The sequence below is a fragment of the Burkholderia sp. THE68 genome, assembly GCF_009938265.1.
Lineage (GTDB): Bacteria > Pseudomonadota > Gammaproteobacteria > Burkholderiales > Burkholderiaceae > Caballeronia.
Genome location: NZ_AP022315.1, coordinates 60,597 through 83,815, shown reverse-complemented (window position 1 = coordinate 83,815; position 23,219 = coordinate 60,597). Strand labels below are relative to the sequence as shown.

The window sequence follows — 23,219 nt, the reverse complement described above, 5'->3', positions numbered from 1 at the left end:
GCCATGATTCCGGCAAAAGTGAAAATCGTCGAAGTCGGGCCGCGCGACGGCCTGCAGAACGAGAAGGAGTTCGTGCCCACCGAAACCAAGATCGAGCTGGTGAACCGGCTTGCGCGCGCGGGCATCGTCAACGTGGAATCGACGTCGTTCGTGTCGCCCAAATGGGTGCCGCAGATGTCCGACGCCGCCGCCGTGATGGCCGGCATCGAGCGCCGTCCGGGCACGATCTACTCGGTGCTGACGCCGAACCTGCGCGGTTTCGAAGGCGCGCTCGAAGCGAAGGCCGATGAAATCGTGATCTTCGGCGCGGCCAGCGAGGCGTTCTCGCAGAAGAACATCAACTGCAGCATCGCGGAGAGCATCGCGCGCTTCGAGCCGGTCGCGAAGGCCGCGAAAGATGCGGGCATGCGGCTGCGCGGCAGCATCTCCTGTGCGCTCGGCTGCCCGTATCAGGGCGAAGTGAGCATCGAATCGGTGGTGGATGTGGTCGAGCGCATGAAGGCGCTCGGCTGCGATGAGATCGACATCGCCGATACGATCGGCGTCGGCACGCCCAAACGCACGCGCGAAGTGCTCGCAGCGGCGCAAAAGGTGTTTCCGCGCGAGCGGCTCTCCGGGCACTTCCACGATACGTACGGACAGGCCATCGGCAATATCTATGCGGCGCTGCTCGAAGGCATCGAGATCTTCCATGCATCGGTGGCGGGGCTCGGCGGCTGTCCGTATGCGAAAGGCGCGACGGGCAATGTCGCGACCGAAGACGTGGTCTATCTGATGAACGGGCTCGGCATCGAGACGGGCATCGATCTGGATCAGCTCGTCGATATCGGCGATTTCATTTCGCGTGCGATCAGCAAGCCGAGTTCGTCGCGCGCGGGCCGTGCAATCTTCACGAAAAAGCGCGACGGCGCGGCCGCCTGTGCATAAAAAGGGAACACGATGACCGACCACTTACCCGATTCCGCGCGCCGCGTCGCCCTTCTGTTGAAGGAACGCGGCCATCCGCACGACGTCGTGATGCTGCCCGAAACCGGCAAGACCTCGGCGGAGGCCGCAGCCGGTCTCGGCTGCGCGGTCGCACAGATCGCCAAGTCGATCCTCTTTCGCCGCAAGGAAGACGACACGCCCGTGCTCGTGATCGCGAGCGGCGCGAATCGCGTCGATGAAGCGAAGGTCGCGGCGCGCGTCGGCGCACTGGCGCGCGCCGATGCGAAGTTCGTGCGTGAGAAGACCGGCTACGCGATCGGCGGCGTGTGCCCGATCGGCCATGCGGTCGAACCCGTCACGCTGATCGACGCAGACCTGCTCGCGCTCGAAAGTCTGTGGGCCGCGGCCGGGCATCCGCACGCGGTGTTCAATCTGTCGCCGCAAGAGCTGATCGAGTTGACCGGCGCGCCGGTCGTCGATGTCGCGCTGCGCGAAACGGCCGAGTCATGACAGACGTGGCGTCGCCGTGCGTGGACGTCTGCCGCATGAATCCGGAAACGGGCTTCTGCGACGGCTGCTTTCGCACCATCGACGAAATCGCCGCGTGGGCTGCCTGCGACGCTGACGAAAAGCGCGCGGTGCTCGCGCGCGTCGAGAGCCGTCGCCAGGGCGCGCGCGTGGTGACCATCGGCGAATCGTTCGAAGCGGTGCTCGCGCTGCCGCCCGAATCGATCAAGCACTTCGCGACGCTCGTCAACGATCTCAACCCCTTGCATCACGACGACGCCTACGCGCGCGCGAGCCGCTTCGGGTCGCTGATCGCGTCGGGCACGCAGCCGACCGCGCACCTGATGGCGATGCTCGCCGCGCACTTCTCGCGCGACGCGCAGCCGCTCGGCCTCGAATTCGGCATCCGGCTGACGCGCGCGGTGAAGGCGCACGACGTGCTCACGATGTTCTGGCGCGTAACCGAAGCGAAGTGGAAAGCGAGTCTGAACGGCGATCTCGTGAAGCTCGAAGGCGGCGCGCGCAACCAGCTCGGCGAAACAGTGATGAAGGCGACGGCGACCATCGTCGTGATGCCAAAGGAGCCGCGCGCGTGAAGGCGCTTCCGGAATCCATGACGGTGTTGGAGCGCGGCTGGCTCTCGTCGAACAACGTGCTGTTCGCAAGCGCTGAAGGCACCGCGATCATCGATACGGGCTACGCGTCGCACGCGCCGCAGACGCTCGCGCTCGTGCAGCGGACGCTGGGCGCGCGCAAGCTCGATCTGATCGTCAACACGCATCTGCATTCGGATCATTGCGGCGGCAACGCGCTGCTTCAGCAAGCCTATCAGTGCGACACGCTGATTCCCGCGAGCGAAGCGCACGCGGTGCGCGACTGGGACGAAGAAGCGCTCACGTTCCGCGCAACGGGCCAGCGCTGCGACCGCTTCGCCTTCACGGGCACGATCGAACACGGCGCGACGCTCGCGCTCGGCGGTCTTCGCTGGAACGTGCTCGGCGCGCCCGGCCACGATCCGCATTCGCTGATGCTGCATTGCCCGGAGATGCGCGTGCTGATCAGCGCCGACGCGCTGTGGGAAAACGGCTTCGGCGTGATCTTTCCCGAACTGGAAGGCGAAAGCGGTTTCGCGGAAGAGCGCGCGGTGCTCGAACTGATCGCGCATCTCGATGTCGATATCGTGATTCCTGGCCACGGCGCGCCATTCACGGACGTCGGGCGCGCGCTCGACGTCGCTTCATCGCGGCTCGATTACCTGCAGGCCGATCCCGCGCGCAACGCGAAGAACGCACTCAAGGTGCTGATCGTCTTCAAGCTGATGGAAGTCCGCGCGATGACGCTCGACGCGCTCGTCACGATGACCGCGCAAGCCCGCGCGATGCGCGCCGCCGCCGACGCGCTCGCGCCATCGGGCGAGCTTCGGAGGCTCATCGAAAAGATCGTCGGGGAACTGGCGCGCGGCGGCTCGGTGAGGGTGAGCGGCGAAACCGTGTCGGCTGCCTGAAGCAAACCGGGCGCACAAAAAGAAAGCCGCTTGTCAGCTACGGCAAGCGGCAGAATCAATTGGACGTGATCAACGTCCAACGTATCGTAACGCGACACCATTTCACGTGCATCGGTGCTTTCCCTACAAAATTTTAACGATCACCTGAACCCGCGTAAGACCCAATGCCGGCGCGGGTTTCAGGGCGCATCGGCCTCGAAGAAGGCGAGCATTTCCGCAAGCAGCAGGTCGGGCTGTTCCTCGGGAATGTAGTGTCCGCACGGCAGCGCGCGGCCGCTCACGTCGCGTGCGACGCGCCGCCATTCGTCGAGCGCATCGAAGCATCGTTCGATCACGCCTTCTTGTCCCCACAGCACGCGCAGCGGACATGCGACCTTCAGACCGCGTTCGAGATCGGCGCGATCGTGCTCCAGATCGATGCTCGCCGACGCGCGATAGTCCTCGCACATCGCGAAGATCGCGCCGGGCGACGCGAGCGCGTCGCGGTACGCCTGCAACGCGTGCGGCGCGAACGGCGCGAGACCCGCGTGCCGATTGCCCATCACGCGGTCGATATAGGCGTTCGGATTGCCGCTGATCAGCATTTCCGGCAGCGGCGACGGCTGAATCAGCAAGAACCAGTGGAAGTACGCGGTCGCGAATGCGCGGTCGGTCGCTTCGTACATCGCGAGCGTCGGCGCGATATCGAGCAGCATCAGGCGATCGACGGCGTCGGGAAAATCCATCGCCATGCGATGCGCGACGCGCGCGCCGCGATCGTGCGCGCAGACGAGAAAGCGCTCGAAGCCGAAGTGGCGCATCACCGCGACCTGATCGGCGGCCATCGCGCGCTTCGAATACGGCGTGTGACGCGCGTCGCTCTTCGGCTTGGCCGATGCGCCGTAGCCGCGCAGATCCGTCGCAATGACGGTGAAGTGTTTCGCGAGATCGCCGGCGCACTTGTGCCAGATCTCGTGCGTTTGAGGATGACCGTGCATGAGGAGCAGCGGCGGCCCGTCACCGCCTTTCATCCCGACGATCTCGACGCCCCCCGCATCGACGCGAAACGGCTCGTAGTCTCCGAAGGACATGGTGTTTTCTTGTTCGTGGCGTTGCGGATCATTGTAGGCGCGGGGGCGCGATCGCTCGCCTGCAAACGCGAAAACCGAAGAATCCCTCGGGAAATGGCGGATATCTCAAAAACAACGGGCTGCTTATAATCGAACGATCGTTCGCTGTCGGCAGTTCGTAGAATGCTTTCAATGCTGCCCGGACACACTCAGGAGATTCGTGCCATGGCCCTGCCCGCCATCCTGCAGCACCTCACGTTGCCCGTCGTCGGCTCGCCGATGTTCATCGTCAGTTATCCGGAGCTCGTGCTTGCGCAATGCAAGGCGGGCATCGTCGGCTCGTTTCCGGCGCTCAACGCGCGCCCCGCCGGGATGCTAGACGAATGGCTCACCCAGATACAAAGCGAGCTTGCCGAACACAAGGCGGCGAATCCCGATGCGGTCATCGGACCGATCGCGGTCAATCAGATCGTTCATCAGTCGAATGCGCGGCTCGAAGAGGACGTGCGCGTGTGCGTCGAGCACAAGGTGCCGATCTTCATCACGAGCCTGCGCGCGCCGGTCAGGGAGATGATCGACGCGGTGCATTCGTACGGCGGCATCGTGCTGCACGACGTCATCAATCTGCGGCACGCGCAGAAGGCGCTCGAAGCGGGCGTGGACGGTCTGATTCTCGTCGCGGCGGGCGCGGGCGGACACGCGGGCACGACCTCGCCGTTCGCGCTCGTCGGCGAAGTGCGGCGCATGTTCGACGGTCCGATCGTGCTGTCGGGCGCGATCGCCAACGGCGGCTCGATTCTCGCCGCGCAGGCGATGGGCGCGGACCTCGCCTACATGGGCACGCGCTTCATCGCGACGAAAGAAGCGCACGCGCCGGAGAACTACAAGCGCGCGATCGTCGATGCCACGGCCGCCGATATCGTCTACACGAACCTCTTCACCGGCGTGCATGGCAATTACATCCGCGAGAGCATCGTCAACGCGGGACTCGATCCGGACGCGTTGCCCGAGTCCGACAAAACCGCGATGAACTTCGCCGAAAGCAAGGCGAAGGCGTGGAAGGACATCTGGGGCGCGGGGCAAGGCGTCGGGCTTATGCAGGACGCGCCGAGCGTCGCGGAGCTGGTTGAGCGTCTGAAGCGCGAGTACGACGACGCGAAGGCGCGCCTCGCGATCGGCTGATTATTTTCGACGCCCGCAAAAAAACACCGCGCACGAAGCGCGGTGTTCTTGTTTGGGCGAACGCGTTTCTTAGAACTTCGCGCGGATGCCGACGCCGAAGGTATCGCCCGACGACAGGTTCGTGTACTTGTCGTTGAGGTACGCCGCGTAGACGTCCGTGCGCTTGGACAGCGGATAGTCGTAGCCGAGCGCCCAGCTCTTGTGCGTCTGGTCGAGGCCGCCGTTGCTGCGCGAGTACGCGTACGACGCCATCACCGTGCCCGGGCCGAGCGGCACCGTCACGCCGCCTTGACCGGTATTGACGTGGAAGGTGCCGGGACCTTCGTAGTCGTTCTTCGTATACATGTACTGCGCGAAGAACTTGACGTACTTCAGATCGTACGACGCGCCCAGTTGCCCGACGCTCTGGCTCTTGTAGCCGGGTGTGGCGAAACCATCCACCGAGGTCAGGTCGCCCGGCGTGTTGTTGAAGTTCACGTACTGATAGACGCCAGTCGCCGCGAACGGGCCGTGGAAGTACAGGAACTGCGCGCTGTACTTCTTCGAGCGCCCATCGCCCGCGTTGTTGCCGAAGCTGTACATGACGCTGCCCGACAGACCGTTGAAGTCAGGCGACGTGTACTGCACGGAGTTGTTCCAGCCCGAATCGCCGATCACGCCCTGATCCGTCCGGTACGTCGGGAACGTGCCCGCGCCGAGGAACACGTGATAGACCATCGGCGAGAAGACGTACGAATCGACGAACGGGTTGAAGAGAATCGTCGAGACGAAGAGTTGCGTCGTCAGGCGGCCCGTCGTGAACGTGCCGATCGGACCTTGAATGCCGACGTACGAGTTGCGCGCAAAGAAGGTGTCGCCCTGGAAGCGCCCGTACTGGCCGTTCTGCGCGCGGAAGAAGCTTTCCAACGTGAAGATGGCCTTGTAGCCGCCGCCGAGATCCTCGGCGCCCTTCAAGCCCCAGTAAGACGTCGACATGCCGCCGCCGCTCACGTTCCACGCGCGATCGCTGCCCGGGAATTTGGTGGCGCCGACCCATTCGTCGACCTGCCCGTACAGCGAAACGCTCGATTGCGCGTGTGCCGCGCCCGCGCTGAAGAGGCCGAGCATCGCTGCGGCGACCGCGGTGGCCTTGACCGTTGCTTTCACCGTAGTCTTCGGCGCACGGTTGACGGTTGACTTCATGAACTCTCCTGTCTTTTGTCGAAAATTGAAAGCTTGGCGGGCGAGGGGCGTGGCACTCGCCTCGTCTGACCGGCATAACGGTTTTGTGGGCGAGAGTGGCAACACGTGTGGAGCGGCACCATCTTTACGGACCATTTTTCCGGTCAAAAATGTTTTTGGTTATTACGGGTATAGCGGTTCGGATACTTCAGGCAGATCGAGCATAAGGAAAAGCGCGTGTCGCCACGCGCTCATGAGATTCAGCTCGATGACCGGCGCGACGCACAGCGAGTACCGACGCGCTTCTTCGAGCGTCGAAAGCCATTCGAAACATTGTGAAAACGACATTTATCCGCGCAGGGCGCATTGTCCTTGCGCGGAAAAAAGATCGGAATGTCTTGAAGAAATTCGGTGTGTGACTGTGGCGTGATTACGTCATCGGGAAAGCGAAACTAGACGCGCCGATATTTTTTTGATTCGTGCGCAATAGCGACGCGAAGCGGCGGGAGTCGCCAGGGCGGCGATTCAGTTGCGGTAACTCGCGGTGGCGGGTGTGCGGCCATCGTCCGCCGGACGCCCGGGCTGGCGCGGCAGGCTGCGTTCTTCGTTGTAGCGCGTGATGTCGGCACGGATGGAACCGGAACCGCGCATGGGCGTGGCCTGTTCTGCGCGCGTGCCGGGACGCACTTCGGCGCTCACGGGCGTGAGGCCGTCTTTTGCGGCGACCGGCGTGTAGTGCAGGGATTGCCTGCTGTCTGCCGAGTCGCTGAACACCGCCGACGGCGACAGCCACTCGACACGCGGCCCCGCAAGCGCGAGCGAACCCGCCACCGTCAACGCGCCGAGCGCTGCGGTTACGAAAAGCCGGGTAGTCTTGCGAAAGCCAATGAGCGCCATGTCCAAACTGCCTGCGTCCGACCGATATCCGCGTCCGTGACATCGAAAGCGAGGGGCTGACGATTCAGGCGGACGACCGGCCGAAAGTCGGAGCATTCGGGCAAGGGCATCGATGTGATGCGAAAACCCGCCGACCGGTGTATCCAACAATTTATTGGGGCTTGCGGCGGCAGTCGAGCCAAAAAGTGTTAGGCCTGCTCGATGGTTGTAACACCGTGTTACGTCAGAGTTTTTTCCCTTCGGCCAACCGTTTCGGATGACCAATCATGTGACGAAAATCGTGCTGGCCAGACAATTATCGGCGCCGTCAAATCGACGTCTACGCGGCCCGGAAGTTGCTGCTCTGTCCCTTCTGTCTGGGACCATTTCATGCGCGTTGCGAATCAATCGATCCGGCAAATGAATTTGACGATTTAATCGGGTACAGGGGAAAATCATGGTTTTTCCTGACTTGACGCTGAAAAGGCCGGGCACACTTCCCGGCATGTCCAGGTACGAGATCCTTTGATGGCACGGCCCAAACTTCTTCCCGACAATTTCACGCTGGCGCTCGTCGGCACGGTCATCATCGCGAGCTTCCTGCCGTGCCGCGGCAGCGCGGCGGTAGCGTTCAACTGGATCACCAATTTCGCCATCGGGCTGCTGTTCTTCCTGCACGGCGCAAAGCTTTCCCGCGAGGCGATCGTCGCGGGCGCGACGCACTGGCGGCTTCACCTCGTCGTGCTGCTCAGCACGTTCGCCCTCTTTCCGTTGCTGGGGCTTGCACTCAAGCCGGTACTCACGCCGCTCGTCACGCCCGCGCTCTACACCGGCATTCTGTTCCTCTGCACGCTGCCGTCCACGGTGCAGTCGTCGATTGCGTTCACGTCGATGGCCAAGGGCAACGTGCCGGCGGCCGTGTGCAGCGCGTCCGCGTCGAGCCTGCTCGGCATCTTCATCACGCCGGCGCTGGTCGGGATCGTCGTGAGCAACCATGGCGCGACGACCGGCTCGCCGTGGCACACCGTCGGCAATATCACCCTGCAACTGCTCGTGCCGTTCATCGCCGGGCAACTGCTCCGGCCGGCCATCGGCAAGTGGATCGACAAGCATCGCGCGATGCTCAAATTCGTCGATCAGGGCTCGATCCTGCTCGTCGTCTATGTGGCGTTCAGCGAGGCGGTGAACGAAGGCATCTGGCACTCCATCTCGCTGTCGACGCTCGCGGGGCTGCTCGCCGTCAACATCCTGCTGCTGGCGGCGGCGCTCTTCATCACCGCGTTCACGGCCAAACGTCTCGGCTTTTCCCGCGCGGATCAGATCACGATCATCTTCTGCGGCTCCAAGAAAAGCCTTGCCTCCGGCATTCCGATGGCGAAGGTGATCTTCGCGTCGCACGCGGTCGGCGCAGTGGTGCTGCCGCTCATGCTGTTCCATCAGATCCAGCTCATGGTGTGCGCCGTGCTCGCGCAGCGCTGGGGCGCGCGCAAGACCGCGCCCGAACCTGCGCGCGAGGGCAAGAGCGTCGGCGCGCCCGCGCGTCGCTGACTGGCGGCGTCTGCTGCTTCAGCATCGTTCTCCGTTGTGTTCCAGCAAAGGCCGCCTCGCGCGGCCTTTGTGTCATTTGAACCGGGCCGCGCGCAGGCGTCGATTCGGCCGAACGGCATAGGCCGTAACACCTGACATTTCGCATCGATCGACGGACGTGAACTGCCGCGCGTCCGACGCTTTGGACTAAGCCGTTGCGCCAAGTGACGTCCGGGCATGTCCCTTGCCACACTCTTGTCCGACAGCGGCCAGAAACGGACTCACGACGAGCATGCGGACACTATCGAGGCGACAACGATGAACCGAGTCGACCATCACGCTACATCATCAGCGTTGCGCGCCTTTCTCAGCGAAATGCCGTTTCAACGCGGCAGCGCGGAGGACGCCGGACGCGCGCTGCGTGCGCTGATCGACGCCGGTCTCGACCGCCTGCCCTTGCCCGGCCACGGCAACACGCCTGAGCGCTGGCGTGCGCTCGGAACGGTAGCCGCATTCGATCTTTCGCTGGTCAAGCTCTATGAAGGTCACACGGACGCGCTCGCGATCCTTGCCGAACTCGACGCGGCGCACGCGGACGAAGGCAGTGCGTGGGCGGTGTGGGCGGCCGAGCCGCCCAGCGCGCGGCTGACAGCGCTGGGCGATCCCGAATCGCAGACTCTGCTGCTTCAGGGCACCAAGGCGTGGTGTTCCGGCGCGGCGTCGGTCACGCATGCGCTCGTGACCGCCTGGAACGACCGCGATGAGCCGGTGCTCGCCGCAATCGACCTGAATCAGGACGGCGTGCGGATCACGGACGCCGGCTGGCAGGCCGTCGGCATGAAGGCGAGCGCAAGCGTCGACGTGCATTTCGAGCGCGTACCCGCGCGCCGGATCGGCGCACCGCGCGCGTATCTCGAACGGCCCGGATTCTGGCAGGGCGGCGCGGGCATCGCCGCGTGCTGGTTCGGCGCGGCGGCGGGCGTCGCGGCATTCGTCGCGCGCGACGCGAGGCATCGGGCAGGACCGCATAAGCTCGCGCATCTCGGCGCCATCGACACGACACTGTCCGCCACGGCCGCGCTGTTGCGCGAGACGGCGGCGTTCATCGACCGCGAGCCGCGCGCCGATGCCATGGTGGCCACGATGCGCGCCCGCCTCGCCGCGGAACAGGCGGCGGCGCTCGTCGTCGAGCGCGCTGGCCGTGCGCTGGGCGCGGGACCGCTGTGCCGCGACGCGCATTTCGCGCAACTCATGGCAGATCTGCCGGTATTCATTCGACAAAGCCACGCCGAGCGGGACGAAAGTTCGCTCGCCGAGCGCGTCATAGAGGAGGAAGGGACTTCATGGCAAATCTGATCACGCGTGGGCCGCCTGATGAAACGGCCGTGGACCGCGCCATTTTCGGCGAAGGCACGCCCGAGTCGGAATGGCAGGGATGGGCGCGTCTCAATGCGCTGCCCGAAGTCGCGCCGTCCGAACTCGTGCCGCTCGGCGGGCGGGCTGTCGTAGTTGCGCCACACCCCGACGACGAAGTGCTCGGCACCGGAGGACTGCTCGCGCTTCTCTCGGAAATAAGCCGAAATCTGCTCGTCATCGCGGTCACGGACGGCACCGCGAGCCATCCGAATTCGACCGAATGGCCGCCGGAACGCCTTGCACGCGTGCGTCCGCAGGAAACGCGGGCGGCACTGCAAAGGCTGCATTTGCGTCAGGTACAGGTGGTCAGGCTCGGTCTTCAGGATGGCGACCCGGGCCACATCGAGGCAAGTTTGTCAGGATTGCTATCGGCTTATCTCCAACCGGGCGATATCGTTTTCACGACTTGGCGCTATGATGGGCACCCCGACCATGAGGCCGCCGGGCGCGCTGTTCACTCCGCGGCACAGGCGCTCGATCTGCCTTGCGTCGAAGTGCCGCTCTGGACCTGGCATTGGGCGTCTCCCGACGACACGCGCGTGCCATGGAGCCGTGCCCGACGCATCGTTCTAGACGGCGCCACGCATGCCCGGAAGCTTCGGGCCGTGCAGGCGTTTCGAAGCCAGCTCGAACCCGACACCGCAACCGGTCAGGCGCCAGTGCTGCCCGAGCATGTGCTGGCCCGGCTGACTCGGCCTTTCGAAGTCGTACTCATATGAACAACAACATCAATAACGATACTAAGCAGTACTTCGATGATCTGTATCGAGAAAACGAAGATCCCTGGAAAATCCGAAACCGCTGGTATGAGCGGCGCAAGCGCGCGCTCATGCTCGCCGCGCTTCCGCACGAGCGCTACGCGCGCGCCTTCGAGCCCGGCTGCGGCAACGGCGAGCTGACCGCGCTGCTGGCGTCGCGCTGCGACGAACTGATCGCGACAGACATCGCCGCGGAAGCTGTAGCGCTCACGCGGCAGCGCGTCGCGCAGTGCGCGAATGTGAAAGTCGAGCAGATGCTGCTGCCCGATGTCTGGCCAAGCGGCAAGCTCGATCTCGTCTTGATCAGCGAGATCGGCTATTACCTTGACGAGCCGCAGCTATGGCATATCGTCGAGCACATACATCAGACTTTGTCGCGCGGCGGCGCGGTCGTCGCGTGTCATTGGCGCAGACCGATCGAAGGCTGGAGTCAGACCGGCGACGAAGTGCACGCCAGGCTGCGCGGCCGGATGGGCATGCCGGTGCTCGGCCACTACTGGGACGACGATCTCGTCCTCGACGTCTGGACGCCCGACAAGCGCTCGATCCACGACCGCGAAAGCTCAGTCTGATGTTTTGCGTTATTTACTAAACAAACAAATCGCAAGGAATCTCATATACAACAAGGCTCTACTGGTTTTCTCCAATCTCCGCCGGGACTGTTTTCGAGATGTTTTACTATACAATCGCTCTGAACAAGCGAATCGGGTCAGCGCGATAAACAGCGCGTACGCCCGAAAAATAGCCGGAACCAGGCGGAGACAGAGAACACCACGATGGCCACCACCATTCGCGATGTCGCGCGGGCGGCAAGCGTCTCGATAGGGACGGTGTCGCGCGCGCTCAAGAATCAACCCGGCTTGTCCGAAGCGACGCGCGTGCGCGTCGTCGAAGTGGCGCAGCAGCTCGGTTACGACCCGGCGCAATTGCGCACGCGCATTCGCCGCGTGACCTTTCTGCTGCATCGGCAGCACAACAACTTCGCCCTCAGCCCGTTTTTTTCGCATGTGCTGAATGGCTTCGAAGAGGCGTGCCGCGAGCGGCGGCTCGTGCCGTCGGTGCTCAGCGCCGGCCCGACCCAGGACCTCGCGCAGCAGATGCGTCTGCACGCGCCCGACGCCATCGCGGTGGCGGGCTTCGTCGAGCCGGAACTGCTCGCGCATCTGCATTCGCTCGCGCGCCCGACCGTGCTGATCGACCTGCGCGCGCCGGGCTTTCGCTCCGTCAACATCGACAACATGAAAGGCGCCTCGCTCGCGATGCAGCATCTGTTCGCACAAGGGCGGCGGCGCATCGCGTTCATCGGCGGGTCGCTCGCGCATTACAGCATCGCGCAGCGCGCGCTCGGCTATCGCAAGGCGTATTTCGACGCGGGCCTGCTCTTCGATCCGACGCTCGAAATCATGACACAGCCGGGCCTGCCCGCCGATCTCGCCGCCGCCGACGCGATGGAACGGCTGATCGCCGACGCCCGCGCGCAATCCAGTCCGCTGCCCGACGCAGTTTTCGCCTATAACGATGCAGCGGCCCTCGCCGCGATGCGCGTCTGTCTCGCGCACGGGCTGCGCGTGCCGGACGATGTCGCGTTCGTCGGTTTCGACGACATTCCGGCCGCCGCGCAGAGCACGCCGCCGCTGTCGACCGTAACCGTCGACAAGGAAGCGCTCGGACGCCGCGGCGTCGAGTTGTTGCTGGAAGATCAATCGAGCCCGCCGAGCCAGGCCGACACGCTCGTCGCCGTCAATTTCGTTCCTCGCGCGAGCTCGGGCACGAAACAGGACATCAGCACGCCATGAACATGACCGCCTCACCTGCCCTCGCGGAAGAAGTGTCAGTGGAACGCGCGATCGATTTCCGCAGCCGCGACTTCCTGCTCTCGCACGTGCGCGACACGCTCGCCTTCTACGCGCCCAATGCGCGCGATCCGTCCGGCGGCTTCTTCCATTTCTTCAAGGACGACGGCAGCGTCTACGACCGCACGACGCGCCATCTCGTCAGCAGCACGCGCTTCGTCTTCAACTACGCGATGGCGTATCGCCATTTCGGCGACGCGCGCTATCAGGACGACGCGCGCCACGCGTTCGAATTTCTGCGCGACGCGCACTGGGACGCCGCCAACGAAGGCTACGACTGGGAAATCGAGTGGTGCGACGGCCAGAAACGCACGCTCGACGGCACGCGCCACTGCTACGGCATGGCCTTCGTGCTGCTCGCATGCGCGCACGCGGCGATGGCGGGCATCGACGAAGCCAGACCGATGATCGACGAAACCTTCGCGCTGATGGACAAGCGCTTCTGGGACGCCGACGCCGGCCTTTACGCCGACGAAGCCACGGCCGACTGGCAGCTTTCGGACTATCGCGGACAGAACGCGAACATGCACGCGACCGAGGCGCTGCTCGCCGCGTATGAGGCGACGGGCCACGTCATTTATCTGGATCGCGCGTCGATCATCGCGGGCAACATTACGCTGCGTCAGGCGAAGCTGTCGAACGGGCTCGTGTGGGAGCATTTTCATCGCGACTGGTCGGTGGACTGGCATTACAACGAATCGGACAGCTCGAACATCTTTCGCCCGTGGGGTTTTCAGCCGGGGCACCAGACCGAATGGGCGAAGCTGCTGCTGATCCTGGAGCGGCATCGCGCGCTGCCGTGGCTCGCGCCGCGCGCGGCCGAACTCTTCGACGCGGGTTTCAACCGCGCGTGGGACAGCCGGCACGGCGGCCTTTATTACGGTTTCGGCCCGGACGACACCATCTGCGACCACGACAAATACTTCTGGGTGCAGGCGGAAAGTTTCGCGGCGGCGGCGCTGCTCGGGGCGCGCACCGGTCGCGAGCGCTTCTGGGATTGCTACGACGAACTCTGGCGCTATAGCTGGGCGCACTTCGTCGATCACGAATACGGCGCGTGGTATCGCATTCTCACGTGCGACAACCGCAAGTACGGCGACGAGAAAAGTCCCGCCGGCAAGACCGACTATCACACCATGGGCGCGTGCTACGAAGTGCTGAACGCGCTCGGCCCGACCTCGACTCAACGGTGACAAGTATGGCAAGCGAGCAAACCACCTTCCCGCAATTCGTCTCCGCCGGCGACATTCTCACCGACATGATCCGCACGGACGTGTCGAGCTGGCTTTCGCGTCCGGGCGGCGCGGGCTGGAACGTCGCGCGCGCGGTGGCGCGGCTCGGCCTGCCGACGGCCTGCGCCGGCTCGCTCGGCACCGACAATTTCTCCGACGATCTGTGGGACGCGAGCGTCGCATCGAGGCTCGACATGCGCTTCATGCAGCGCGTCGAGCGCCCGCCGCTGCTGGCCATCGTCCACAAGACGCAGCCGCCGACCTACTACTTCATGGGCGAAAACGGCGCGGATCTGGCGTTCGATCCGTCGCGGCTGCCGCAAGGCTGGATGGAGCGCGTGAAGTGGGCGCATTTCGGCTGCATCAGCCTCGTGCGTCAGCCGCTCGGCGCGACACTTGCCGCGCTCGCCCGGCAATTGCGCGATCACGGCGTGAAGATCAGCTTCGATCCGAACTATCGCAATCTGATGGAGCACGGCTACGAGCCGATCCTGCGCAACATGGCGAGCCTCGCCGATCTCATCAAGGTGTCGGATGAAGATCTGCACATGCTCTTCAAGGGCATGCCCGAGGCGGACGCGCTCGCGAAAATCCGCTCGATCAATCCACAAGCCACCGTGCTCGTCACGCGCGGCTCGGGCCAGGCGACGCTCTACGCCGGCGACCAGCAATACAGCGCGCGGCCGCCGAGCGTCGAAGTGGCGGATACGGTCGGCGCAGGCGATGCGTCCATCGGCGGATTGCTCTACAGCCTGATGGCGCGTCACGGCGAGTGGCCCGATCATCTGAAGTTCGCGCTCGCGGCGGGCGCGGCGGCGTGCCGACACTCAGGCGCGCATTCGCCTTCGCTGGACGAGGTGCAGGCGTTGCTCGCATAAGCGTCGTACGCGTTACATATCCGCGTGCTAGCATGGGTTCGTCCTTGCCTGGAGGCGAATCCATCATGGAAGACACCACCTACACGAAAGGCATCTATACCGCGACGATCGGCGTACGCGCCATCGACGGCGGTCAGTTTCAGGGTCTTGTCTCGCTCGCGCGCGACGACGGCGAAGACGCCGACTCGACGCTCTACGAAGTGGAAGCCGCCTCAAGCAACGAAGAAGAAGCGCTGAACGAAGCGCGCGCGCTCGCGCACCGCATCCTCGGAGAAATCGAACTTTAGCCGGAGGACATCATGCCGGAGCAGATCTTCCTTTACGGCGTCTACGCCATCCACGTGAGGCCCGTCGAGCTACAGGGCTCGCGCTGGGACGCGGAGTACGAAATCCGTCATCACGACAAGGCCGTGCAGCCGTGGACGACCGTCGGCGGCGATGACGGTCTCGCCGACAAGGCCGAAGCCGTCGAACTCGCGCATCAGCGCGCGGTGTCGGATATCGAAGCCGGTGCGGGCATTCCGAAGCCGCGCGCGTTTCCCTAAACTTCGTCCGACGAACGCGCGATGCCCGCGTGGACACCGAGCGCGAGCCGCTCGGCCTCGCGACGATCGATCGCTGACGCACGCTCGTAGCCTTCACGCGCGAGCGAGCGCTCGACGTAATCGAACAGCACGCCCTGCGGCTCGATCAGCTTCGCCTTGAACGCGATCTGCAGCGTGCTGGCCGCGAGAATATCGGCGGCGGTGAACTGCTCGCCGAGCAGCCACGGACCTTCTTCCAGCGCGTTTTCGATCGCGTGCTCGACGCGCATCAAATCGCCCCATCCGAAACTCACGGTGTTGCCCTGCGCGCCGGTCATGCGTTCGGCCATCGCGGGTTCGAGACATGAACCGGTGAAAAACATCCATTGCAGAAAGCGGCCGCGCGACGGATCGGAGAGCGGCACGCCGAGCGCGGTTTCCGGATAGCGGTCCGCGAGATAGAGCAGCACCGCGCCCGATTCCGCCACGCGCACGCTGCCGTCTTCGAGCGCGGGCAGCTTCGACATCGGATTGACGCGGCAAAAGTTCGGATCGTTCTGCGCGCCCGCGCGAATGTTCACGAATTCGAGCTGATACGGCACGCGCATTTCCTCGAGCATCCACAGCGCGCGGAAGGCGCGCGTCTTCGGCCAGTAGAAGAGCTTCATCGGCGTCGTTTTCGTTGTCTTTCGATGCGTTCAGGGTAGCCCCAAATCCCCACGAAACGCGTGGCGGATGGCGTCGGGTTTACGCGTAGGCACGCCTGTCCGAGAAAAATTCCTCTCGTCGATCCCGAAAATCAGGGCTTTGCTTTCCGATGCGAGCGGAATCGAAGCGAGTGCGCAAAAACTTTCCGCATTTGTCGGCAAAGAATGTCGCATTGCCCCGCATATCAAAAAAGACTCTGGAGATTTCATGAACGCGCGCGTCCCCGCCGATGCATTTTTTCCTCCCGCGCTGTCGGATTACCAGCTCAGCGACAACCTGAGCGCCACCAAGGGCCGCATTTTTCTCACCGGCACGCAGGCGCTCGTGCGCCTCGTTTTGATGCAGCGCGAACGCGACCGCGCCGCGAACCTGAACACCGCCGGTTTCGTCAGCGGCTATCGCGGCTCGCCGCTCGGCATGGTCGATCAGCAATTGTGGAAAGCGAAGAAACTGCTCGCGTCGCACGACGTGCGCTTTCTGCCCGCGATCAACGAGGAACTCGGCGGCACCGCCGTGCTCGGCACGCAGCGCGTGGAGTCGGATGAAGAACGCACCGTCGATGGCGTGTTCGCGATGTGGTACGGCAAAGGCCCGGGCGTCGATCGCGCGGGCGACGCGCTCAAACACGGCAACGCGTACGGCTCGTCGCCGCATGGCGGCGTGCTCGTCGTGGCAGGCGATGACCATGGCTGCGTGTCCTCGTCGATGCCGCATCAGAGCGACCAGACGATGATCTCGTGGCACATGCCGGTGGTGAATCCGTCGAACGTCGCGGACATGCTGGAGTTCGGCCTCTACGGCTGGGCGCTGTCGCGTTTCTCGGGCGCGTGGATCGGCTTCAAGGCAATTTCGGAGACGGTCGAATCCGGCTCGACCGTCGATCTCGACGCGATCCGCACCGACTGGCAGGCGCCCGCCGATTTCACGCCGCCGCCGGGCGGCCTCCACAACCGCTGGCCCGATCTGCCGAGCCTGACGATCGAAGCGCGCCTTGCCGCGAAGATCGACGCCGTCCGTCACTTCGCGCGCGCGAACAGCATCGACAAGTGGATCGCGCCGAGCGCGCGCGCGAATGTGGGCATCGTGACGTGCGGCAAGGCGCACCTCGATCTGATGGAAGCGCTGCGCCGCCTCGAACTCACCGTCGACGATCTCGACGCCGCCGGCGTGCGTATCTACAAGGTCGGGCTGTCGTATCCGCTCGAAACGACGCGGCTGGAAACGTTCGTCGAAGGTTTGAGCGAAGTGCTCGTGATCGAGGAGAAAGGACCGGTCATCGAGCAGCAGATCAAGGATCACCTGTACAACCGCCAGGATGGTGCGCGGCCGGTCGTGATCGGCAAGAACGCGCGCGACGGCGCGCAGCTTCTGAGCGCGCTCGGCGAACTGCGTCCGTCGCGCGTGCTGCCGGTGTTCGCGCAATGGCTCGCGCGTCACAAGCCCGCGCTGGATCGCCGCGACAAGGTCGTCGATCTGGTCGCGCCGCAAATCCTCTCGAATGTCGCCGATGCGGTGAAGCGCACGCCCTACTTCTGCTCGGGCTGCCCGCACAACACGTCGACGAAGGTGCCGGAAGGATCGGTTGCGCAGGCGGGCATCGGCTGTCACTTCATGGCGTCGTGGATGGAGCGCGACACGACCGGTCTGATCCAGATGGGCGGCGAAGGTGTCGACTGGGCGTCGCATTCGATGTTCACGAAAACGCCGCACGTCTTCCAGAATCTCGGCGACGGCACGTACTTCCATTCGGGCATTCTCGCGATTCGTCAGGCCGTGGCCGCGAAAACGAACATCACGTACAAGATTCTCTATAACGACGCCGTCGCGATGACGGGCGGCCAGCCCGTCGACGGCAGCATTTCGGTGCCGCAGATCGCGCGGCAGGTCGAAGCGGAAGGCATCGCGCTGCTCGTCGTCGTCAGCGACGAACCCGAGAAGTATCAAGGTCACGAAGACCAGTTTCCGCGCGGCACGACGTTCCATCATCGCGGCGAACTGGACGACGTGCAGCGCCGTCTGCGCGACACGCCGGGCGTCACCGTGCTGATCTACGATCAGACCTGCGCCGCCGAAAAGCGCCGCCGCCGCAAGAAAGGCGAGTTTCCCGATCCGGACAAGCGTCTCTTCATCAACGAAGCTGTCTGCGAAGGCTGCGGCGATTGCGGCGTGCAGTCGAACTGCCTTTCCGTCGAGCCGGTCGAAACGGAGCTGGGCCGCAAACGCCGCATCGATCAGTCTTCGTGCAACAAGGACTATTCGTGCGTGAACGGCTTCTGCCCGAGCTTCGTCACGGTCGAAGGCGCGAAGCTGAAGAAGGCCGAAGGCCACGCGTTCGATCCGGCCGAGCTCGCGCGCCGCGTCGATGCGCTCGCGCTCCCGCAAGGTCATCTCGACCAGGCGCCGTACGACATTCTCGTGACGGGCGTCGGCGGCACGGGCGTCGTGACGGTCGGCGCGCTCATCAGCATGGCGGCGCATCTGGAAGGCAAGAGCGCGTCGGTGCTCGATTTCATGGGCTTCGCGCAGAAAGGCGGCTCGGTGCTGTCGTTCGTGCGCTTCGCCGCGACCGACGCGCTGTTGAATCAGGTGCGCATCGACACGCAGCAAGCCGATCTGCTGCTCGCGTGCGACATGGTCGTCGGCGCGAGTCCGGAGGCGTTGCAGACGGTGCGGCACGATCGCACGAAGATCGTCGTGAATACGCACGCGATTCCGAACGCGAGCTTCGTGCAGAACCCCGAAGCGAATCTTCACGCGGATGCGCTGCTCGACAAGATGCGTCACGCCGCCGGCCCCGACGCGCGCGATGCCATGCGCAGTTGCGACGCGCAAGCGCTCGCGCAGCGCTTTCTCGGCGACACCATCGGCGCGAACATCCTGATGCTCGGCTTCGCGTGGCAGCTTGGGCTCGTGCCGCTGTCGCTCGCGGCGTTGATGCGCGCGATCGAGCTGAACAATGTCGCGATCGCGGCGAACAAGCTGGCGTTTTCGATCGGCCGTCTCGCGGCGTCGGACATGGCCGCGCTCGAAGCGCTGACGGCGCAAGTGCTGGCGAAACGGGTCGTGATGGACCGGATGTCGTTGCCCGAGCTGATCCGCGATCGCGAGGAACGTCTGCTTGCTTACGGCGGGTCGAAGTATGTCGCGCGCTATCGCAAGCTGGTGAACGCGGCGGCTGGCAACGAAGCCATCGCGCGGGCCATCGCGGTTTCGTTCTACAAGCTGCTCGCGGTGAAGGACGAATACGAAGTCGCGCGCCTGCACGCGGACCCGGCGTTCCGCGCCGCGCTCGGCGCGCAATTCGAAGGCACGGCGGGTGAAAGCTATAAGGTGAAGTTCAACCTCGCGCCGCCGGCCTTATCCCATTCGACCAACGGCGGCGCGCTGAAGAAGAAGGTATTCGGCCAGTGGATGTGGCCGGTGTTCGGTGGCCTCGCGAGAATGCGCGCGCTGCGCGGCACCGCGCTCGATGTCTTCGGCCGGACGCTCGAACGACGCATGGAGCGCCAACTCGCCGACGACTTCGAAATCACGATGACGCGCGCTTTGTCTCGCGTGAGTGCCGACAACGCAAAGGACACGCAAGCGCTCGCCGCGCTGTTCGAGAAGGTGCGCGGCTACGGTCACGTGAAGCTCGCGAACGTCGCGATGGTCAAGCGCAGCGAACGCGACATCGCCGCGCGCATCGGCATCGAAGCGGCGACGGGCGATGCGGTACGCGCCGCCATCGACACGATGAAGGGTGCTTCGTCGCTCAAGGGGATACCAGTCGTCGTGGCGAAATAGTTATTCGATGTCGTCGTCGGGCAACCAGTCGATGTCGCCGCACAGCACGCAGCGCTTGCCTTGCGCGCGCGTCTCCACGGAGAGCGTGACGCATGGCATCGCTTCGTTGATCGACAGATACGGCTTCGTCACATGCACGCGCTCGGGGTCGCCCAGCGCCGCACGGAAGTACGGGCGGCGCAGCCAGTTCGCGCCCTGCGCATCCATGAGCGGCAGAAAGCGCGCCTCGTGCGCGGCGCGGTCGGCGCGCAGCACGACGTTGCGGCCCGCCTGCCTGCCGTTCTGATCGAGCAGGAAACAGCGCGCGGCGTTATCGAGCGCGAGGAAATTCCAGCACACTTCTTCGAGCGGCTCGCCCGCCGCGAGCCGCTCGGCCGCGCGCTCGAACGCGCGGATATACGGCTGCAGCCGCGTCGCGACGCGCCGCTCGCGCGCTTCGGTCTGCAGGCGGTAACGCTCGGTCAGCTCACCGATGACCGTCTGCGCGTGCGCGCCGTCCGCCAGCCCCGGATGCGGCCGCGCGAAGAAAAAGCCCTGTACGAAATCCGCGCCGCTCGCGAGCGCGAGTTGCGCTTCGTGCTCGGTCTCGACGCCTTCGATCAGCACGAGCTTGCCCGCTTCGTGCAGCAGCGACACGATGCCCGACAGCACTGCCTCCATGTTCTGCCGCTGCTTGAGCGAGCGTGCCGACAGCGGCGCGTGCACGTTGTGGCCGGCGTGCGAGAGCATCACGCGATCGAGCTTGACGATATCCGGATCGAGCTGCCAGATCCGTTCGATGTTCGTGTGCCCCGCGCCGAAATCGTCGAGCGCGATGAAAAAGCCGTGATCGCGGAACTGCTGCACCGCGAGCGCGAGCCGCTCGATATCTTCCGCGCTTTGCTCGAGCACTTCGAGCACGACGCGGCGCGGCTCGATGTTGAGACGCTTGAGATTCGCGAGCAGCGCGGCCGCGTGATACGGCTCGGTCAGCGCGCCGGGATGCACGTTGAGAAAGAGCCATTCGGTCTGCGCGCCGAGCATCTTGAAGTTCTCGAGATGCAGCGCCTGCGCGAGGCGGTCGATCTGCAACGCTTCGCCGACGCGCGATGCCTGCCCGAACACATCGAGCGGCGACACCGGGCGATCGAGCGCGTCGTGCGCGCGCAGCAAACCCTCGTAGCCGACCGCGCGCATGTGCGACAGGCTGAACACCGGCTGAAAGACGCTCGACAGCGTCAAGTCGCCGTGCTCGACCGAATAGCGGTCGAACCCCGACGTCACGCCGAGCTCGAAGCTGCGTGCGGAAATCGTCGCTTTCTCGGGATTCGCGATCACCATGACGATGCCCCCGTCTGAACTTTCCCCTTGCCCTGCGGACCCGCGCCGAATCGGTCCCATACCATTTTCATAACAGCCCTCGATGATCTCGCCGGGACTCTGGATGTCCCGTAGCTTTCGCTAAAGCAAGCTCCATGCGCACGGCGTGGCGCGATTCGTCGATGGTTTGCCCGTGGCGTGCACCGTGGGCAGGCGATCGTCTGTGCAATATGCACCTTCGCGGTGCGTTTGTTTTCGCCGGATCCCATAACACCCCAGCTAACGCGGCCGCTGCCCGCATCCCACGCAAGGGCTAAACTTTCGGCTCGTCACAGCGCGCTCACCCATGGAAATCGTCTTTACCGTCCTCATTCTGCTACTGGCCGTGGCGCTCTCAGGATTCGGCCTGAGCCTCCTGCCGATCAAACTGCCGCTGCCGCTCATCCAGATCGCGCTCGGCGCGTGCCTCGCCTGGCCAGGCTTCGCACTGCACGTCACCTTCGATCCCGAACTCTTCATGCTCCTGTTCATTCCGCCACTGCTGTTCGCGGACGGCTGGCGCATTCCGAAGCGCGAGCTCTACATGCAGCGCCGCGCGATCCTGATGCTCGCGCTCGGGCTCGTGTTCATCACCGTCGGCGTGCTCGGCTATTTCCTGCACGCGATGATCCCGACGATGCCGCTGCCCGTCGCGTTTGCGCTCGCCGCCGTGCTCTCGCCGACCGACGCCGTCGCGCTGACGGGCATCGCCGGGCGCAACCGCATTCCGGCGGGCCTGATGCACATTCTCGAAGGCGAGGCGCTCATGAACGACGCGTCGGGCCTCGTCGCGCTGAAGTTCGCGATCGCCGCCGCGCTGACGGGCGTGTTCTCGCTGCGCGACGCGACGATCAGCTTTTTCATCATCGCGGCAGGCGGGATCGTGATCGGCGCGGCGATCAGTTGGGCCGTCACCGAGATCCCGTCGCGTCTCCTGCGATTCTCCGAGGACGACGACCCCGCCGCCGGCGTGATCCTCACGATCCTGATTCCGTTCGCGGCCTACGTGATGGCCGAGCATGTGGGCTGCTCAGGCATTCTGGCGGCTGTGTCGGCGGGCATGATGATGAACATTCAAAGCCTGCGCGAAGGCATTCCGAGCGCGGTGCGCGTACGCATGACGAGCACCTGGACGATGATCGAATTCGTCTTCAACGGCATGGTGTTCATCCTGCTCGGGCTGCAGTTTCCGCACATCATCGGGCAGGCGCTGATCGAGGCGCATCACGACGGCAACGAGCAAGTCGGCCTGTTGATCGGCTATGTGCTCGCGACGCTGGTCGCGCTCTATTCGCTGCGTTTCGTCTGGGTGTATTCGCTGCGCTGGGTCGCGGCGCGCAAGACCGCGAAACAGGGCCTCGACAGCGCCGCGCCCGGCGTTCGCACGCTCGCGCTGACGACGATCGGCGGCGTGCGCGGCGCCGTGACGCTCGCGGGCGTGCTGTCATTGCCCGTGATGCTCCCGGGGCGCGATCTGGCGATTTTCATCGCGTCGGCGGTGATTCTGGTGTCGCTGCTGATCGCGGTCGTCGGCTTGCCGCTGATGCTGCGCGGCATCGAACGCGAGCGCAATCCGCACGCGACGGAAGAACGCATGGCGCGCCGCCGCGCGGCGCAGGCGGCGATTCGCGCGATCGACGAAACGCACGACGTGCTGATCGAGCAGATGGACGAAGCCGGCTCCGCGCGCTGCGCCGATTCGACCGCGCGCGTGATGGGCATGTACCGGCGCCGTCTGGAATCGCTCGGCGACGAAGAAGCACCGCGCGTGGCGGCAAAGAAGAGCGAGATGGTGGAGACGCGGCTGAAGATGGCGGCGCTCAGGGCCGAACGCGCGGAGTTGCTGAGACTGCGCACGCTGCAGCACATAAACGACGAGACGTTGAACAAGCTGATGCGGGAGATCGATCTGTCGGAGACGGCGATCGTGAACCGGAAGCGGGGGACGGGCGGGTAATGCACGCGCGCCATCAGGCGCGCGTGATGTCAGGCA

General features: G+C 64.6%; 21 protein-coding genes. 16 read left to right on the top strand and 5 right to left on the bottom strand.

Annotated elements, in window-relative coordinates; genetic code table 11:
* The first annotated feature begins 3 nt into the window (after positions 1 to 3).
* The 4 genes from BTHE68_RS00400 to BTHE68_RS00385 are packed head-to-tail and all read left to right on the top strand — an operon-like array spanning position 4 to position 2,938.
* Positions 4 to 927, top strand: coding sequence for a hydroxymethylglutaryl-CoA lyase (locus BTHE68_RS00400; RefSeq protein ID WP_162064661.1), 924 nt, complete (start codon positions 4 to 6; stop codon positions 925 to 927).
* A 12-nt stretch (positions 928 to 939) separates the two neighbouring features.
* Entirely contained in the window at positions 940 to 1,437 is a 498-nt protein-coding gene (locus tag BTHE68_RS00395) for a YbaK/EbsC family protein (RefSeq protein ID WP_162064660.1), read from the top strand.
* A gap of 35 nt (positions 1,438 to 1,472) precedes the next feature.
* Entirely contained in the window at positions 1,473 to 2,030 is a 558-nt protein-coding gene (locus BTHE68_RS00390) for a DUF1289 domain-containing protein (protein ID WP_232077944.1), read from the top strand.
* A complete protein-coding gene (locus BTHE68_RS00385) occupies positions 2,027 to 2,938 on the top strand; it encodes an MBL fold metallo-hydrolase (protein WP_162064658.1) in 912 nt (303 codons plus the stop codon). Before BTHE68_RS00390 ends, BTHE68_RS00385 begins: the two co-directional genes overlap by 4 nt.
* Positions 2,939 to 3,117: 179 nt before the next feature.
* Here BTHE68_RS00385 and BTHE68_RS00380 read toward each other — a convergent pair whose 3' ends face one another.
* Positions 3,118 to 4,008 carry an alpha/beta fold hydrolase gene (locus tag BTHE68_RS00380; RefSeq protein WP_162064657.1) on the bottom strand — a complete coding sequence of 297 codons (891 nt, stop codon included), beginning with the start codon at positions 4,006 to 4,008 and terminating at the stop codon, positions 3,118 to 3,120.
* 204 nt (positions 4,009 to 4,212) lie between these two features.
* On the opposite strand from BTHE68_RS00380, the gene BTHE68_RS00375 reads away from it, so the two are divergent.
* Positions 4,213 to 5,169 carry an NAD(P)H-dependent flavin oxidoreductase gene (locus tag BTHE68_RS00375; RefSeq protein ID WP_162064656.1) on the top strand — a complete coding sequence of 319 codons (957 nt, stop codon included), beginning with the start codon at positions 4,213 to 4,215 and terminating at the stop codon, positions 5,167 to 5,169.
* 69 nt (positions 5,170 to 5,238) lie between these two features.
* Here the strand turns inward: BTHE68_RS00375 and BTHE68_RS00370 are convergent, their stop codons facing one another.
* Positions 5,239 to 6,351, bottom strand: a complete 1,113-nt coding sequence (locus tag BTHE68_RS00370) for a porin (protein WP_162064655.1) — start codon at positions 6,349 to 6,351, stop codon at positions 5,239 to 5,241.
* A gap of 504 nt (positions 6,352 to 6,855) precedes the next feature.
* Positions 6,856 to 7,227 (bottom strand): hypothetical protein, encoded by a 372-nt coding sequence (locus tag BTHE68_RS00365; protein WP_162064654.1) that lies wholly within the window; start codon positions 7,225 to 7,227, stop codon positions 6,856 to 6,858.
* Between the two features lie 507 nt (positions 7,228 to 7,734).
* Here BTHE68_RS00365 and BTHE68_RS00360 point away from each other — a divergent pair.
* The 9 genes from BTHE68_RS00360 to BTHE68_RS00320 all read left to right on the top strand — a co-directional run bounded on the left by BTHE68_RS00360 (position 7,735) and on the right by BTHE68_RS00320 (position 15,415).
* Positions 7,735 to 8,754: a bile acid:sodium symporter family protein gene (locus tag BTHE68_RS00360; protein WP_162064653.1), complete on the top strand. Its 1,020-nt coding sequence runs from the start codon at positions 7,735 to 7,737 to the stop codon at positions 8,752 to 8,754.
* 297 nt (positions 8,755 to 9,051) lie between these two features.
* Positions 9,052 to 10,089, top strand: coding sequence for an acyl-CoA dehydrogenase family protein (locus BTHE68_RS00355; RefSeq protein WP_162064652.1), 1,038 nt, complete (start codon positions 9,052 to 9,054; stop codon positions 10,087 to 10,089).
* Positions 10,077 to 10,868 carry a PIG-L deacetylase family protein gene (locus BTHE68_RS00350; protein WP_162064651.1) on the top strand — a complete coding sequence of 264 codons (792 nt, stop codon included), beginning with the start codon at positions 10,077 to 10,079 and terminating at the stop codon, positions 10,866 to 10,868. The genes BTHE68_RS00355 and BTHE68_RS00350 overlap by 13 nt, the downstream gene beginning before the upstream one ends.
* Positions 10,865 to 11,479, top strand: a complete 615-nt coding sequence (locus tag BTHE68_RS00345; RefSeq protein WP_162064650.1) for a class I SAM-dependent DNA methyltransferase — start codon at positions 10,865 to 10,867, stop codon at positions 11,477 to 11,479. Before BTHE68_RS00350 ends, BTHE68_RS00345 begins: the two co-directional genes overlap by 4 nt.
* 204 nt (positions 11,480 to 11,683) lie before the next feature.
* Positions 11,684 to 12,703 carry a LacI family DNA-binding transcriptional regulator gene (locus BTHE68_RS00340; RefSeq protein ID WP_162064649.1) on the top strand — a complete coding sequence of 340 codons (1,020 nt, stop codon included), beginning with the start codon at positions 11,684 to 11,686 and terminating at the stop codon, positions 12,701 to 12,703.
* Positions 12,700 to 13,953, top strand: a complete 1,254-nt coding sequence (locus tag BTHE68_RS00335) for an AGE family epimerase/isomerase (RefSeq protein ID WP_162064648.1) — start codon at positions 12,700 to 12,702, stop codon at positions 13,951 to 13,953. The genes BTHE68_RS00340 and BTHE68_RS00335 overlap by 4 nt, the downstream gene beginning before the upstream one ends.
* 5 nt (positions 13,954 to 13,958) lie before the next feature.
* Positions 13,959 to 14,870 carry a carbohydrate kinase family protein gene (locus BTHE68_RS00330; RefSeq protein WP_162064647.1) on the top strand — a complete coding sequence of 304 codons (912 nt, stop codon included), beginning with the start codon at positions 13,959 to 13,961 and terminating at the stop codon, positions 14,868 to 14,870.
* Positions 14,871 to 14,935: 65 nt separating this feature from the next.
* A complete protein-coding gene (locus BTHE68_RS00325; protein WP_162064646.1) occupies positions 14,936 to 15,157 on the top strand; it encodes a hypothetical protein in 222 nt (73 codons plus the stop codon).
* 12 nt (positions 15,158 to 15,169) lie between these two features.
* Positions 15,170 to 15,415, top strand: a complete 246-nt coding sequence (locus tag BTHE68_RS00320) for a hypothetical protein (protein ID WP_014190139.1) — start codon at positions 15,170 to 15,172, stop codon at positions 15,413 to 15,415.
* Here BTHE68_RS00320 and BTHE68_RS00315 read toward each other — a convergent pair.
* The gene (locus BTHE68_RS00315) at positions 15,412 to 16,062 is read right to left on the bottom strand and encodes a glutathione S-transferase family protein (RefSeq protein ID WP_162064645.1); all 651 of its coding nucleotides are present in this window, start codon (positions 16,060 to 16,062) and stop codon (positions 15,412 to 15,414) included. The two genes, BTHE68_RS00320 and BTHE68_RS00315, sit on opposite strands and share 4 nt — an antisense overlap.
* Before the next feature lie 247 nt (positions 16,063 to 16,309).
* On the opposite strand from BTHE68_RS00315, the gene BTHE68_RS00310 reads away from it, so the two are divergent.
* Positions 16,310 to 19,888, top strand: coding sequence for an indolepyruvate ferredoxin oxidoreductase family protein (locus tag BTHE68_RS00310; protein ID WP_162064644.1), 3,579 nt, complete (start codon positions 16,310 to 16,312; stop codon positions 19,886 to 19,888).
* On the opposite strand, the gene BTHE68_RS00305 is transcribed toward BTHE68_RS00310, so the two are convergent.
* Positions 19,889 to 21,208: an EAL domain-containing protein gene (locus BTHE68_RS00305; protein WP_162064643.1), complete on the bottom strand. Its 1,320-nt coding sequence runs from the start codon at positions 21,206 to 21,208 to the stop codon at positions 19,889 to 19,891. It abuts the gene before it with no gap.
* Positions 21,209 to 21,533: 325 nt separating this feature from the next.
* Between BTHE68_RS00305 and BTHE68_RS00300 the strand changes: the two genes are divergently transcribed.
* Positions 21,534 to 23,183 carry a Na+/H+ antiporter gene (locus BTHE68_RS00300; RefSeq protein WP_162064642.1) on the top strand — a complete coding sequence of 550 codons (1,650 nt, stop codon included), beginning with the start codon at positions 21,534 to 21,536 and terminating at the stop codon, positions 23,181 to 23,183.
* Positions 23,184 to 23,219: the final 36 nt, after the last annotated feature.